This is a genomic window from Bacteroides bouchesdurhonensis, assembly GCF_900155865.1.
GTDB lineage: Bacteria > Bacteroidota > Bacteroidia > Bacteroidales > Bacteroidaceae > Bacteroides > Bacteroides bouchesdurhonensis.
In genome coordinates this window covers 3,845,444-3,860,414 of record NZ_LT707006.1, presented here as the reverse complement: position 1 = coordinate 3,860,414, position 14,971 = coordinate 3,845,444, and the positions used below count along the sequence as shown (strand labels likewise).

Sequence of the window (14,971 nt, the reverse complement as noted above, 5' to 3'; positions counted from 1 at the left end):
ACTCAAACCATTCCCTATGCTTATAGAATCCTTAGCACAGAAAACGAAACTCGCCCTGATGACGGTGCTGGCCACGATAGGTGGCTGCACCCTCATCTGCGGGTTCACCGTCTGGTGCTGCATCTCGCTCGTGACAAAAGAACGGGAGCAGATTTACATACTGGACGGTGACATTCCCTTCCTGGCACAGCGTGCCCAGTTGGAAGCGAACTTCACGATGGAAGCCAAGGCGCATATCCAGCTCTTCCATCAGTATTTCTTTAACCTGCCTCCCGACAACGACTACATCAAGTGGACGGTCGGCAAGGCAATGTACATGGCAGATGGTACTGCCCTCAAGCAGAAGCAGGCATTGGATGAGAACGGATTCTATTCCGACATCATCTCCTCTTCAGCGGTGTGTACCATCATGTGTGACTCCATTCAGTTCGACGAACACGAACGGAAGTTCACCTACTACGGAACGCAGCTCATCAAGCGCCGTACCCGGGACTTGAAACGCTCCATGGTTACTACAGGCTACATCGAATCAGTCCCCCGTACCCGAAACAATCCGCACGGTTTGATGATCACGAACTGGAGGACACTGGAGAACAAGGACCTCGATTACTAACATTTAGAGAATAAGTACCCCATGAAATCATTTAGAAAGACACTTCAGGAAAGCAGGCTCAAGACGCATCACTTGATACGCTCCTGGCTGCAACCCAAGTTGAGAGCCGTCGGCACCAGATATCGCCTGGCAGGACGCATCCGTCTGGCCAACATCTGGGCAAGGAAGCATCCCAAACGCACCTTTGCCTATGTCACCGGTTCGCTCTTTTTCCTGCTGGCAAGTACCGTGGCTATTGACAGCATGACCTTGTCAGACAAACGTGAGCCGGATGTCAGCAGCATTGCCCAGTTGGAACCCATCTTTTCCGGATTCCGTACCATTCAGACAAACAAGAGCGTACACCGTTCCACGCTAACAAAGTTGACCCATGAAGGGCAGTTGCTTAGGGAGGAACTGGACTCGCTCATTGCAATACCGCGTAAAAGCCATCAGGACTCCATCCACATCGTACAAAGTTACAACCGGCTGGAATCCATCGTCAAATCACTTCAAAACAATGACCATCCATGATCAGAAAAATCAATTTCAAACAGCCCAAGTACATCTTCCCGTTGGTGGTGTTCATTCCCCTGTGTGCCCTGGTGTACTTCGTGATGCAGACCTTCGGAGGCAGCGAGGACGCCCAACAGACGGTTGCCACCGACCGCATCAATACGGAACTGCCGCAAGCCAATGCGGAGGAAGCCGGAGATAAAATGTATGAGATGTCGCGCCGCTTCGGGGACGAAGATGCCTTCACTGCGATTGGTGCCATCGGTGAAGAACAGAAAGAGAACGAGGAACTGGAGCATGGCTACAGCGAAGACGAACTCAACAAACTGGATGCAGCAGAAGCGGAACGGCTTCGTCAGCAACGGGAAATGGAGGAACTGGAGAGGTCGTTGGCCGAGTCCAGAAGACACATCAACTCCTTTGCATACGGGGACAATGCTCCTGGCAGTACAGGAAACTCCCGTACAGGTCAGAGAGGCAATCCTTCCGGAACATCCGAAGGCTATACCTCACAGGATGACTTCGCCCGTGACCTGGAGGAAATCCAACGCAGAAGTTACGAGCGCCAGAAGGCCATTGAAAGCGGATTGGGTATCGGTCGCTTTGACCGGGATGAGTTGGCTGAGAAACAAAGTACTGATTCCATCGCCAAAGTCCGTCAGGCTGAAAAGGAACGCAACCGCCCCAAGCTTGTTATCAAATCCGGTGATACCAATGCGGAGAAGTTCCACACGGTAACATCCCCCGATGATGTAGCTGAAGCCAAGTTGATTCGCGCTATGATTGACCAGACCACCAAGGCAAAAGAAGGAACCAGACTTCGTTTCAAGTTGCTGGATGATATTACCGTCAGCAACACCAAGTTGAAGAAAGGCACCTATCTCTATGGTACAGTAACAGGCTTCGGACAGCAGCGTGTGAAGGCCACGATTACCAGCATTCTGGTCGGTGATAAGTTCATCAACGTGAAGCTTTCAGTATTTGACAATGACGGCATGGAAGGGTTCTATGTACCGGAAAGTTCTTTCCGTGAGTTTGTAAAGGATGCCAGCTCCAGTGCCGTGCAGCAGAACATCAACTTCCAGTCGGAAGATGGCTATGGTTCCGGTATCTCAGGTGAAGCCTTGGCGCTGCAAGCCTTGCAAAACGTCTATAACTCAGCTTCTTCGGCCATCTCGTCCAACATACGCAAGAATAAAGCGAAAATCAAGTACAACACGATTGTGTATCTGATAAATTCGGAGGAAGCAAGGTAAAGGTCAAGAATGAAAATAGGTAAACTATCTTACTAATCACAGAGTAAGTAAGGTTACAAGTAATAGAGTAAGTAAGTTTACAAGTAACGGAATCAACAAATAATCAAATCAGTAAATCATAAAAATTACCTAATATGAAAGCGAAATTATTTTTACTTTTCTTCGGTCTTCTAGGTTTTGTCGTACAGGCTGCAGCCAAGGAGAAGATCTACGTGAACAGTGAGGTCACTACCCACATCGTCATGCCAGAAAACATCAAGTTGGTGGACATCTCCACGACCAAGATTATGGGCAACCAGTGTGCCGACAACATGGTACGCATCAAGCCTTATCTAGAGCAGGATTCAGTGAAATCAGCGTTCAGCGAGAATGAGCTCTTAGGCACCATCACCCTGATTGGAGAGCGCCATATCGCTCAGTATGACGTGGTTTATACCCATTATCCCAGCATGGCAGCCTCCATTTTTGAAGTGGCCTATAGCGATACCCAGTCCTATATCAACCCCGAGGTGTCGATGCCCAAGGCCGAAATGGTGCGCTATGCGTGGGCGGTGTATGGCAGCAAACGCAAGTACAACCAGGTGGTGTCTAACGCCCATGGCATGAAGGCCATCGTCAACAACATCTATACCATCGGTGACTATTTCTTTATTGATTATTCGTTACAAAACAAGACGAAGATAGCCTACGACATTGAGGAACTCCGCGTGAAGTTGACGGATAAAAAAGAGACCAAAGCCACCAACTCGCAGACCATCGAACTGACACCGATTTACTCGTTGAACCCGGTCAAGAAATTCAAGAAGAATTACCGCAATGTGCTGGTGATTGAGAAGCTGACCTTCCCGGATGAGAAGGTACTCCGTCTGGAAATCTCAGAGAACCAAATCAGTGGCCGTGTGATTACGCTCACCATTGAATACGAAGACATCCTCAATGCCGATGGCTTTGATTCGGACATTTTGAAGAACTCTTCGTGCTATCCATACTATTACATTTACCGTTAAAACCTATCCGATATGAAGAAGATTTTAATGATTATCTGTTGTGCGTTTGCCGTGCTTTCGGCATCCGCACAGGACAAGAAACTCACGCTGAATGCCGGTTTCCTGTTCCCGAATACCTTGAATGCGATGATTGGTTACGAGCATCCGTTGAGCTATGGCAATGCCGTGGAAATCTATGGTGAAGTGGGGAATCATTGGCAAAAACCCACATGTTGCCGATTCTGGAAGGGCTACTATTGGGATGGCGGATTGGTCTATAAGCAGCGACTGGTACGTTACAAGAACGGCATGCTCCGCTTCCGTTTGGGGCCTCAGTTCGGTGCCACCCAGAAGAAGTTCTTCCTCGGTGTGGAAGCCGGCTTTGAATACAGCTATGTCTTTCAGAACGGCTGGGAGTTTTCGCTGATCCAGAAGAACAACGTCAACTTCCTGCATGGAGATACCTTCCGCAACGGACTCTTACTGGGTGTGAAGATTCCGTTCTGATTATCGTTTAACGTGTATTTTAAATGCAATAACAATGGCATTCGAAGAAACCCGGGAACAGCAACAGATGTACAACTACTTCCGCAGTTGCATCTACATCTTTCTCATCATCGAGATTGTGATGAATCTTCCTATTACGGCGGATAACCGTGGCACGCAGTTTATTCTGGACCTTCTGGCACGCTTCAAGGTGTTCAACTCCGTATCAGGCTGCAAGGTGGCTGAGCTGATTTGCATCTGTGTAGTCTGCATCGGCACCAAGGCAAAGAAGGCATTGAAGTTCAACGTGAAGACGATGGTCATCTATCCGGTGCTGGCCGGATTGACATTGGTCGGCATGTGTTTTATCTTTCACGGCATGAATATCGGCATGAGCTGGTTTGGCTTCCCAGCCAACCGCATCCTGTATGCGCTCTGTTCGGTGGTAGGTACCATGCTGGTGCATCAGGGACTAGATGGCATTGCCAAGTACTACAACTACAAGGTGGGTGAAGACCGTTTCAATTTCGAGAACGAATCGTTCCAGCAATCAGAAACTCTGGTAGACAATGACTATTCGGTGAACATCCCGATGATTTACTACTGGAAGCAGAAGATGCACAAGGGCTGGATCAACATCATCAATCCTTTCCGTGGGACGATTGTGCTGGGTACACCGGGTTCGGGTAAGTCGTTCGGTATCATCGATCCTTTTATCCGTCAGCACGCTGCCAAGGGATTTGCTATCATGTGCTACGATTTCAAGTTCCCGACGTTGGCCAAGACACTTTTCTATCAGTATTGTAAGAACCGCAAGGCAGGTAAACTGCCGCAAAACTGCGGCTTTCGCATCATCAACTTCACGGATGTGGAGTATTCCGACCGCATCAATCCGATTCAGCGCAAGTATATTCCGGACCTGGCGGCAGCATCGGAAACCGCTGCTACTTTGCTGGCTTCCCTGAACAAGGGAGGCGGTGAAAAGAAAGGCGGTTCGGAGGCGTTTTTTACCAATTCGGCAGAGAACTTTTTGGCAGCCATCATCTATTTCTTTGTGAACTTCCATCCGGTAGGCTTCAAGAATGGCAAGAAGCTGAAACGCTATGTTTCCCTGGCACCAGACTCCGAAGTGGTCATACCCGAGGGAAATAAACTGGAATTGGTGATACGGAATTGGGACGATTACCATGCCCTCGATGAAAAAGGCAACACCATCCTGGACTTTGTGGACAAAGACGGCAACGACGTGTCAACGGATGAAGACCGGATGTTTGTAGATTTAAACGGCTTCTCGTATTTGGACCGGACGGGTAAACAAGTTCACATCGAACGCTGTTGGTACGAGGATGATAAAGGCAAGGAAGTGGAGCCGGACACTATCACAGGGGAGTATTCGGACATGCCGCATGTGCTTTCCTTCCTTGGCAGGTCTTACGACCAGGTGTTCAACATCCTCATGCAGGACGACAAGATTGCTTCCCTCATGGCGCCCTTCAAGAGTGCCTACGAAAACAAGGCGAACGACCAGTTGGAAGGTATGGTGGGTACCCTTCGTGTCAATGCCGCCCGATTGGTATCTCCCGAAGCCTACTGGGTGTTTACGGGAGATGATTTCGACTTGAAGATTTCGGACAAGGCAAATCCAAGTTATCTCGTGATTGCCAACGACCCGGAGAAGGAACAGGTCATCGGTTCATTGAATGCACTGGTGCTGAACCGATTGATTACCCGAGTCAATTCCAAGGGCAACATCCCGGTGAGCATCATCGTGGATGAGCTGCCTACACTCTACTTCCATAAGATAGACCGCTTGATTGGTACGGCTCGCTCCAACAAGGTAGCGGTGACCTTGGGCTTTCAGGAGTTGCCACAGCTGGAAGCGGACTACGGCAAGGTGGGCATGCAGAAAATTATTACGACCTGCGGTAACATCTTCATGGGTGCTGCCCGTAACAAGGAAACGCTGGAATGGGCGCAGAATGATGTGTTCGGTAAGGCGAAGCAGACTTCCCGATCCATCTCCATCAACGACAACAAGGTATCGACCACCATTTCCGAGAAGATGGATTACCTGGTGCCTGCCGCCAAGATTGCGGACATGGCAACCGGTTGGCTGGCGGGTCAGGCTGCCCGTGACTTCACGGCTACGGACGACAGCATGCTGAACCACTTCGACATCGAGCAGTCGGAGGAGTTCAAGACCACGAAGTACTTCTGCAAGACGCACTTCGACATGAAGAAGATTAAGGACGAAGAGGACCACTATGTACCGCTGCCGAAAATCTATGAGTTCAAGAACGACCGCGAGAAGGAAATCATGCTGAACCGTAACTTCAAACGGGTGAACGAGGAGGTGGACAAGATGGTCAAGGAACTGCTGGGTATGGCATAACCACCTTAAAGCAGTATCTTTACAGATAAACGTAGAATATTGTAATACAGCGAAATGAAGATACTTCATTCCACCAATACTTCAATTCGATTGAGTGGTAGTACACTGAAGGTCATTGCCGTCCTTTCGATGGTGACAGACCACAGTGCCTACTACTTGATGGAGCACGGCACACTTCTTTACGAGGTCATGCGCTGCTTCGGTCGCATCGCTTTTCCGGTGTTTGCTTTTCTCATTGCAGAGGGCTTCCGGCATACCCGAAACCGGATGAAGTACTTCCTGCAGCTGCTGGGATTTGCTGTAGTCAGTGAGGTGCCGTGGTACTTGCTGAATGGCGCAGACGGGACGCACAATGTACTCTTTACCCTGACATTGGGCGTGATGGCGCTGGCTGCGATAAAAGCATTAAAAAAGGATGGCATCCTCTGTGGGGCTGTCATCCTTTCTATAGCCGGCTTCGCCACTTGGTCCGGAGTGGACTACGAGTGGCGGGGGATTCTGATGATGGTGGTATTCTACCTGTTTGGGAACGTCAGCAATCCTTCTTTTCCCTCGGGTAGAAAGGCGCAGCTATTTTGTGCCTTTCCACTCATGATGCACTATGGAATAGTTGGCGCTTTGCTGGCTTGCCTGGTGATTGCCTGTTATGATGGAACACGTGGCTTCATTCATGGCAAGGTGGCGAAGTATGGGTTCTATGCGTTTTATCCAGTGCATCTGATTCTTTTGGTTCTGATAGGAAAGTAATCTATCTTAATGTGGGTAAGGTTGAGTCCTTATTCAGGTTTTATTTTTTTCCCCTCCTTGTTGATGTAGTACCATTCCTTGCTTTCCTGATAGTGCTATTATCTAATTCCTTTCTTCCATAAAGGCTGTGACAATTCCCTTTCGAAAACTATTATAGCATAAAAACAGCCCACTCTGTTGTTTTTTTGTTCCTTTGTGTAAATTTGCGATTGTACAGCATCCTGTTCGAAGGGTATGTACCTTAAAGAAAGAGTGAGAATCAAAGAATAGAAACAAATCTAAAAACAACAAAAGTATGAAACGAATGAACTGTTATTTTCTGCTGTTGGTAGCCGCACTATGTGTTTTACTGTTTCATGCACAGAAAGAGTAGCCGATAGATGGTATCACAGGCATAAACCTGGAAGACGGCCGTATTCTCCACCGGGAAATTTCGGGCGACAAGCCTCTTGACGGAGAGCACCGCATTATCGACGGCTACCATTCCTCCTATATCCTTGAACGTTTCAAGGGCGGTCTTTTCAATGGCGATTATGAAGAGTACATCTACAACAAGTTGAAAGCCAAAAGTTCCTATAAGGAGGGTGGAAGGACGGAACCTGCAGGAAGTATGACGATGAAGGTAGGGTAACGGAAGAGAAATCCTAGAAATCCGGCAAACTGGACGGTGCTCACCGCACGTTTTACACAAAGGAGAAACTGGAAAAGGAACGCTTCTACAAAGAAGGAATGAAAAACGGAAAGGACGTGTACTACGAGTTTGACGGTACGCTGCGCAGGGAACATAACACCAATAGCTGTTTAATGAAAAAACGATATTCCATCTATATATACTTCTTCTGTACAAGTTGGATAAAAGACCGACAGATGTTATGTATATAGAACTTCCAAAATTTGATCAGCCACTTTTGAATCACTAATGCGTATGGCATTGTTTTCATCCGTATTGTAACCAAGATAATTGACGCTTCCATACCATAGCAAAGACTTGTCAATGACAACAGCGTCCATCGACAATGAATCAATGACCCTGGTCCGGATTCCTGTCTCTTTCAGTTTTTCTTCCTTCTCTGTTTTGTTTTTGACCAAGACGAAAACCTCCACGCCTCGTGCCGATAATTCCTTCAGCATGTCAAGTATGGGGGAATGTTTGCTCAGCCATAGCCTCGTTGCAGAAATGACGACCGAATGTTTGGCTTGGGACAAATCATTGAGAAACAACTTTTGATAGGTGTGTCCGTTAAAAATAATGCCTTGTAGGCTTTCAGCAGATACATACACCGGTTTCTCCTGCTTGATCCGATAACCTACAGATGCATATCCTTTCAGTCTGCGTCTGTACATCACATCGCACATCGGCATGCGGATGTCAATATAGTCATAGATGCGGACTTCCTTCTTACCTGTATATTCCCGGTGCAATCGCCCGGCATATTGAGCGACAATCCCTTTCCAGGAAACGGGCAATGCCAGAAACAGGGTGTCTAAACGTGGATAGTCGAATCCTTCGCCAACATACTTTCCGGTTGCCACGATGACAAGTGGTTCTGAGGGCTGTACATTTTGCAGATATTCCATTCTACGATGTTTTTCCTTTGCCGGTTCCGAACCGACAAGGGTAACTACATGTTTGCAATGAGGAGCCAAAGCTTTTGTCAATGTTTCTACATGAGCGGTAAGGCCGGTCAGTACTATAGGTGTTTGTCCCTCCTTCAAGGCTTCACATACATCATCCGTGATGAGCCTGTTTCTGTTCACGTCTTCGGACATTTTCTGCACCATCCGTGCATAAGTGGATTTTTTCATCTGCCAGTTCCCTGTAGGAGGTAAAACGGGGTACAAGCAGGCGTGCGAAGGTTTGGGATGCCATCTGGACTTTGGCATCAGCCGAAAAACGGACCGGCCCGCATTGCATGAAGATAATGGGCTGGTGGCCGTCCTTACGGATGGAGGTGGCCGTCAACCCATAGACGTAGCGGGCATTGACATACTTCAATACCCGTTCAAAATTCACAGCCGAAACATGATGGCATTCATCCACAATCACCATTCCGTAGTTTCGGACAAAGGGCTTCACCCCGTTCCCCTCCAGACAGGACTGTATCAGGGCGATGTCTATTTTTCCATGCAACGTGTTTCCCTTTGAATCCAATGTACCGAATGGAGAAAAGGTCTTTTTACGACCGCACTTTTGGGGTAGTTCATCTTCTGTAAAGTCGATATAGGGGTATCTTGATGTTTTTATCGTAAGATACCCCTGTTTTTATCTAAAAATGGCGAAATATTCAATAAATAGCCTTTAAAATAAACTTTTTGGAAATATCACAGCAATATTTAGAATAATTATTGTATTTTTGCATACGAATCATATATCTATAAAAGTATGGCAAAGAAAGATGTAAACAGATTGAAGATAATGTTGGCAGTAACCAAGCGCTCAAACAAGTGGTTGGCAGAAATGTTGGGTAAAGACCAAGCAACCATTTCTAAATGGTGCACCAACACTTGTCAACCAGACTTGGAAACCCTAATACGGATTTCTGATTTGCTGAAAGTGGATGTAAACGATTTGTTGAACAAAGAATGTATCAAAGAATGATGGACGATATATTGAAACAGATAAAGGCTGGCGAGGTGTCGGGGGTGCAGTTCAAGGAGCGCATTCTCGACAAATATGATATTGCCTGTGAGTTAGTGGCGTTCAGTAATTCACATGGCGGCAAGTTGGTAGTTGGTATAAAGGATAAGACTGGAGAAACCAATGCCTTGTCGTATTCTGAGGTACAAGAAACAACCAACTTGTTGAGTGACATTGCTTCAGAAAACGTAGTGCCATCCATTCTGATAAACGTCGAAACTGTTGCCGTGGAAGACGGCTGTTTGGTAGTAGCAACAATCAAGGAAGGAGTCAACAAGCCTTATCATGACAATAAGGGAATCGTATGGGTGAAGAATGGTGCCGACAAGCGTAAAGTGTTCGATAATGCAGAACTTGCCGAGATGATGACCGATTGTGGCAGTTTTGCCCCTGACGAGGCAAGCATCAAAGGTGCTACTCTCAACGACCTTGATGCAACGACCATTAAGCTGTTTCTTGGCAACCGTTTTGAGAGAGTGTTGGAGAAGAAAGGCTTGACAGGTGACGCTTTTAATGAAGCATCACTTGATATGATTTGCTCTGCCATAGCTAAGGGACATGACTGTGAGAAGATACTTCGCAATCTGCGATTTATCCGTCCTGATGGTACCCTGACCGTTGCTGCCATGCTTCTGTTTGGCAAATACACCCAACGCTGGATGCCAATGATGACAGCCAAGTGTATCTGTTTTGCAGGCAACAGTGTCGGCAGCAAGGTTTTTCGTGACAAGGTGAATGATGCAGATATGGAGGGAAACCTGCTTCATCAGTATGAAACTATCATGGATTTCTTCACTCGTAATCTGCATAATGTGCAGGTGGGAGATGAATTCAACAGCATGGGTAAGTTGGAAATACCTTACACAAGCTTGGTTGAGTTCACGGTAAACAGCCTTGTGCATCGCTCGTTGAACATGAAAGCTCCTGTTCGCATTTTCATTTTCGACAATCGTGTTGAGATTCACAGTCCAGGTGCATTGCCTAACGGACTCACTATTGATGACATCAAGGCAGGAACTTCCATGCCTCGCAATATGTTCCTTTTTAACAATGCTATATACTTGCTGCCATACACTGGTGTAGGTAGCGGCATCACTCGTGCTCTGGACGAAGACATCAATGTCACATTTATGAATAATAACAAGGCACAGGAATTTGTCATCACGGTTTGGAGAGGAGAAAGTAACCAAGTCGGTAACGAAGTCCATGAAAAAAGTACCCAAGTCGAAGACCATGACACTGGATTTAGACACTCTGACACTGACTTAGCCACCGACCATGACACTTTTGTCGAAGACCATGACACTATACATAGTTACCATAACACTAACCATGACACTAAAATAGTGTCATTGACGAATAAACAGAAGGATATAGTAAACTTCTGTAGCGTGCCAAGAACAAGTAGGGAAATTTTGGAAAGAGCCGGTGTTGTCTATCATACAAAAAATATAGCCAAATACATCACCTCCCTTGTCGCAGCAGGATATTTGCAGATGACTAATCCGGATAATCCTACGGCAAGCAACCAGAAATACAAGAAAGTAAACATAAGATAAGAAAACTATGGATTCATTATTTCTACTTCAGTTTGCATGTTTCATCTTCATGCTCATCAATGCCTTCTTCGTGGCACTCTCTCATCTGCATGTAAAATGGGAGAACAAGCGGTATGAGCGTTCACGATGGATGATTGTTGTCGCCTTAATAGGATTGGCGATACAATATGCCGTGCAGATGCTTTTCGGATTCCGTGCTGCCGACGACAGTCTTGGGGCAATCGTCAATATTCTAATTTATACTCCCTGTTTTTCGCTTATCTCCATGGGAATCTACAACATAGAGACCACAAGTTCCAAACTCAGAAAGATGATATTGATGTGTAGTGGCATTTATGCTGCCATCATTGTGGTCTTTTGCGTGGGTATCAGTCTTCATCATAGCCTGTATATCAGAGAAGGGCTTTATTTGATGCTGACTCTGTTTTGCGTAAGTGTTTTCTATTGCATATACATGATTATTCAGGAGATGATTAGGCGTAAAAATATGTTGGAGACAATGGCGGCAACGGACTTGTTGCCTTACGTAAGATATTCGCGTGCAAGTGTAATCATTCTATGGCTCGCAGTTCTCGCTATGCCAGTTGCCATCTTTTCTACCACCTTATTATATATAGTAGGTCCTGCCGAATTGCTTGCCTTGTTGTTCTTCAATCTTACGTTTATTGCTCTTGGCAGCAGTTATATTCCAACAGAAGAGCTATTGGATAAAGAAGAGAACATTCAACGATGTGGGGGGGCGAAAGAAGAAAAACCTTTACAGCAATTGCCTGAGGATCGCAGAAACTTTATTCAAAACAGTCTTGACCAATGGTGTATGGATTTGGGCTATAAGGATTGTAATGTAAACATGTTGACGCTTTCTCGTACACTTTGTATATCAAAGAACGAATTGAGCCTGTTTTTCGATCAATGCCTGCACTCTAACTTCCGAATATGGCTCAGCGAGATACGTCTCAACGCTGCAAAAAAGATGATGTTGGAATATCCGGATTATAGCAACGACATCATTTCAGCCGAGTGTGGATTCTCTTGTCGCACTCATCTTTACCGGATCTTCAAGACAAAAGAAGACTGTTCTCCTACAGAATGGAGAGACTTCCACTCTACAAATGCAGCACAAAATGACTCAAATTGAGCATAACCATCATTTTGTAAAATTCCAAAGAAAAAGCAAAACTTTTATCGAAAAACAGCCAAAAAGGTGTCGCATTCCTACGAATGCGACACCTTTTTGGTAGGAATGCGACACATGAACAGGGAAAAAATGCACCTTCTTTCGTAGAAAAACTCTATATTTACAACATGAAAGAAGTAATAGAAACAATGCCAAGGATTGAATTAGCCCTGATCATCATCGGGGTGTTTGTACTCATATCATGTATTATCTTCGGATATGCCATGATACATGAGTACAGAATGTATCTTGAGAATCATTGGAAGGCTCGCTATAGCTTTCGTGACTTCATCAAGAGAGAACGTTTTTATATCTTTTTGCTGTTTGCATCCATATTTATCTTGCTGACAAACCTCTTGTATTTTCTGGAGTGAGTTTCGGTTAGAATGGATGATTTGGCTTTGTGGTGGATACTTGTCCTGTAATTGGAAATAGTTCCTTACTTTTACGATAAAAAATAAATGAGTGATATGATAAATTATTTGACAACAAAAAATCGGTTGCTGGTCGCAATGCTTGCATTTATTCTTCCATTTTCTTTTGCGAAAGCAGAAGTAAAAGAAGATGGAAAGGCAACTTCGCATGGCTGGTACGTCGGTATTGAGGGTGGAATGCCTTTCGGTTTCTCTACTTTCTCAAGTTTCGGACACGACAAGACGCATCTCGGTTGGGCTGCTGGTTTATATGGTGGCTATCGTTTCAACTCCATATTCTCGGCAGAGTTATCTGCCAAGTATGGAGAGATGAACTTGTCTGCACAAGACTGCTGCGTAGAACGTAACTATTGGTTGGGTAGCGACGGTGTGCTTTACAAGGCAGGTGTCTTAGGCATGGACAGTTGGGAATATGCCAATCTGAAAAGCCATGTCAGGATGGGACAATATGGGGCAAGAGTAAATATCAACCTCCTTGGGTTGTTCCCTCAAACAGCTGACAGCCGATGGGATTTGGCAGTTTCACCTCATATATATGCAGTAACTACCAAGGCTGACATCCGTACTATAGCCGATGATGCTAAGGTGATGAAAGGTTCTACCAACTGGCATTTGGGTTATGGTGCAGACTTGCAGGTGGGCTACCAACTGACTTCATGTCTGAAATTGGGCATCTATTCCGGTTTGACTCGTCTTACTGGAGAACGTATGGACGGAATGCCAGAACATCTGCATAAGAACAACTTTGTTTGGGAAAGTGGAGTAAGGTTAGGGATAAACCTCTCTAAAAAGAAGAACAAGATAGTTGAAACTCCATCAGTTCTACAACAGGAGGTTCTACAACAAGAACCAACTTCTTCGGAGAATGTCAATCAGAAAGAAACAGTGGATAAGGCAGAAACAAGAGTTGTTGAACAAGACATAAAAGAATCTGCAAAGGTAACTTTCCCTGTCATATATTTCACCTTCAATAGTATCGACATCCAACAAAATGAAGAGACTAAATTGAATGATATTCTCAAAACATTGAAAGAGAATCCGAACATGAAGGTGACGGTAACAGGTTGGTGTGACACAAAAGGCAGCGTGACTGTCAATAAACGTATATCTCGCCAGCGTGCAGAAGCCGTAAAGACTTGGCTTGTGAAGAATGGCATAGAGGCTAATCGCATTACTGCAATAGGAAATGGTAGCGATGACACCCAAGATGCGGATAAGGCTCGCCGAGTAGAGACTAAAGACAATCATAAGTAACCCATAAAACAAGATAGAAAATGAAAGCAAAAAGAAGATTTAATATTTGGTTATGGGTGCTGTTATGCGTCCCATGCCTGTTGGCAAGTTGCGACCATAATGTTCATGATGGTGAGGATGAGGGTGGTTTGTCAGTATCGCTCACTTGGGCGGATGAAGCCGACCAAGGTACGGAAGTGAAGGACGTGAAACTCTGGATATTCAATGCCGATGACGGTTCATTAGTAGAGGAAAAACATTATGGCAGTGCGCAGGAGGTGGCAAGCCAACGCTTCGCTCTTCCTGAAGGGCATTATCAGATATTGGCTATTACCAATCTCATAGAGCCATTCTTCACCACTGACCAGACCAGGGCTTTGACTAATTGGAACAATATCCAGATAGGCTTGACCAATCCTAAGGATGTGAACCATAATGCTTATTTCGGAGTGACCGACGTGAGGATTGACAACAAGGAAGGCAACTATGTGGTACAGAATCCTGTTAAAAGCGTGCTTGCCGAACTGACCATCATCATAGAGAATGTACCTAAAGGTACAGAGATGAGTGGCAAGGCATTAGATGCAGCCTGGTGTCTGTTCCCTACACAGAAGAATAGTGATGGAGAATATGGATTGCCGAGCATAAAGCCAACGGAAGTGGAAATGCCTACTATCTTGGCTACTGAGTCAACTTTGCAATCAGAAGTCATCCGGCTGATGCCGACCATACAGGGAAGTTCCGCCTCTCATATTTATCTCCGTCTCTTGCTGCCTAACGGGACCTTGCAAGAGTATGACATCACCACTCCGGCGATGAAGGTTGGAGAAAAGTATGAGTTGCGACTCAACTACAACCAGATGCAGCCAAAGATGAATCTGGAAGCTACCATTAACGGTTGGACGAACCTCAACAATGAAGTAGAAATCAAATAATAATAATAACTTTTAAAATA

Annotated in this window: 16 protein-coding genes; 13 read left to right on the top strand and 3 right to left on the bottom strand. The window is 45.7% G+C overall.

Features of this window, described 5'->3' with window-relative positions; genetic code table 11:
• The first annotated feature begins 16 nt into the window (after nt 1-16).
• The 7 genes from traK to CZ225_RS16655 all read left to right on the top strand — a co-directional run bounded on the left by traK (nt 17) and on the right by CZ225_RS16655 (nt 6,975).
• Nucleotides 17-613 carry a conjugative transposon protein TraK gene (gene traK / locus CZ225_RS16685; RefSeq protein WP_005938437.1) on the top strand — a complete coding sequence of 199 codons (597 nt, stop codon included), beginning with the start codon at nt 17-19 and terminating at the stop codon, nt 611-613.
• Nucleotides 614-634: 21 nt separating this feature from the next.
• Entirely contained in the window at nt 635-1,126 is a 492-nt protein-coding gene (locus CZ225_RS16680) for a hypothetical protein (RefSeq protein WP_071122472.1), read from the top strand.
• The gene (locus CZ225_RS16675) at nt 1,126-2,364 is read left to right on the top strand and encodes a conjugative transposon protein TraM (protein WP_071122895.1); all 1,239 of its coding nucleotides are present in this window, start codon (nt 1,126-1,128) and stop codon (nt 2,362-2,364) included. Before CZ225_RS16680 ends, CZ225_RS16675 begins: the two co-directional genes overlap by 1 nt.
• 134 nt (nt 2,365-2,498) lie before the next feature.
• The gene (gene traN / locus CZ225_RS16670; protein ID WP_071122471.1) at nt 2,499-3,371 is read left to right on the top strand and encodes a conjugative transposon protein TraN; all 873 of its coding nucleotides are present in this window, start codon (nt 2,499-2,501) and stop codon (nt 3,369-3,371) included.
• A 12-nt stretch (nt 3,372-3,383) separates the two neighbouring features.
• Nucleotides 3,384-3,857 carry a hypothetical protein gene (locus CZ225_RS16665; protein WP_071122470.1) on the top strand — a complete coding sequence of 158 codons (474 nt, stop codon included), beginning with the start codon at nt 3,384-3,386 and terminating at the stop codon, nt 3,855-3,857.
• Between the two features lie 34 nt (nt 3,858-3,891).
• Nucleotides 3,892-6,228: a type IV secretory system conjugative DNA transfer family protein gene (locus tag CZ225_RS16660; protein ID WP_071122469.1), complete on the top strand. Its 2,337-nt coding sequence runs from the start codon at nt 3,892-3,894 to the stop codon at nt 6,226-6,228.
• Between the two features lie 54 nt (nt 6,229-6,282).
• Nucleotides 6,283-6,975: a TraX family protein gene (locus tag CZ225_RS16655; protein WP_071122468.1), complete on the top strand. Its 693-nt coding sequence runs from the start codon at nt 6,283-6,285 to the stop codon at nt 6,973-6,975.
• Between the two features lie 346 nt (nt 6,976-7,321).
• Here CZ225_RS16655 and CZ225_RS23940 read toward each other — a convergent pair whose 3' ends face one another.
• The 3 genes from CZ225_RS23940 to CZ225_RS24455 form a co-directional block, all read right to left on the bottom strand.
• On the bottom strand, nt 7,322-7,666 hold the full coding sequence (locus tag CZ225_RS23940) for a hypothetical protein (RefSeq protein WP_071122467.1): 345 nt from the start codon (nt 7,664-7,666) through the stop codon (nt 7,322-7,324).
• A 179-nt stretch (nt 7,667-7,845) separates the two neighbouring features.
• Complete coding sequence (locus tag CZ225_RS16645; RefSeq protein WP_234983071.1) at nt 7,846-8,781, bottom strand: phospholipase D-like domain-containing protein; 936 nt, start codon at nt 8,779-8,781, stop codon at nt 7,846-7,848.
• Nucleotides 8,705-9,052, bottom strand: coding sequence for a DEAD/DEAH box helicase family protein (locus CZ225_RS24455; protein ID WP_338142727.1), 348 nt, complete (start codon nt 9,050-9,052; stop codon nt 8,705-8,707). Before CZ225_RS24455 ends, CZ225_RS16645 begins: the two co-directional genes overlap by 77 nt.
• 306 nt (nt 9,053-9,358) lie before the next feature.
• On the opposite strand from CZ225_RS24455, the gene CZ225_RS16635 reads away from it, so the two are divergent.
• The 6 genes from CZ225_RS16635 to CZ225_RS16610 all read left to right on the top strand — a co-directional run bounded on the left by CZ225_RS16635 (nt 9,359) and on the right by CZ225_RS16610 (nt 14,951).
• On the top strand, nt 9,359-9,574 hold the full coding sequence (locus tag CZ225_RS16635; RefSeq protein WP_022251786.1) for a helix-turn-helix transcriptional regulator: 216 nt from the start codon (nt 9,359-9,361) through the stop codon (nt 9,572-9,574).
• The gene (locus CZ225_RS16630; RefSeq protein ID WP_071122464.1) at nt 9,571-11,172 is read left to right on the top strand and encodes an RNA-binding domain-containing protein; all 1,602 of its coding nucleotides are present in this window, start codon (nt 9,571-9,573) and stop codon (nt 11,170-11,172) included. Before CZ225_RS16635 ends, CZ225_RS16630 begins: the two co-directional genes overlap by 4 nt.
• Nucleotides 11,173-11,179: 7 nt before the next feature.
• Nucleotides 11,180-12,310, top strand: coding sequence for an AraC family transcriptional regulator (locus CZ225_RS24450; RefSeq protein WP_077154754.1), 1,131 nt, complete (start codon nt 11,180-11,182; stop codon nt 12,308-12,310).
• Nucleotides 12,311-12,477: 167 nt separating this feature from the next.
• Entirely contained in the window at nt 12,478-12,723 is a 246-nt protein-coding gene (locus tag CZ225_RS16620) for a hypothetical protein (protein WP_077155865.1), read from the top strand.
• Between the two features lie 96 nt (nt 12,724-12,819).
• Nucleotides 12,820-14,037: an OmpA family protein gene (locus CZ225_RS16615; protein WP_159441782.1), complete on the top strand. Its 1,218-nt coding sequence runs from the start codon at nt 12,820-12,822 to the stop codon at nt 14,035-14,037.
• Between the two features lie 20 nt (nt 14,038-14,057).
• Nucleotides 14,058-14,951 carry a FimB/Mfa2 family fimbrial subunit gene (locus CZ225_RS16610; RefSeq protein ID WP_077154753.1) on the top strand — a complete coding sequence of 298 codons (894 nt, stop codon included), beginning with the start codon at nt 14,058-14,060 and terminating at the stop codon, nt 14,949-14,951.
• The last annotated feature ends 20 nt before the right edge of the window (nt 14,952-14,971 follow it).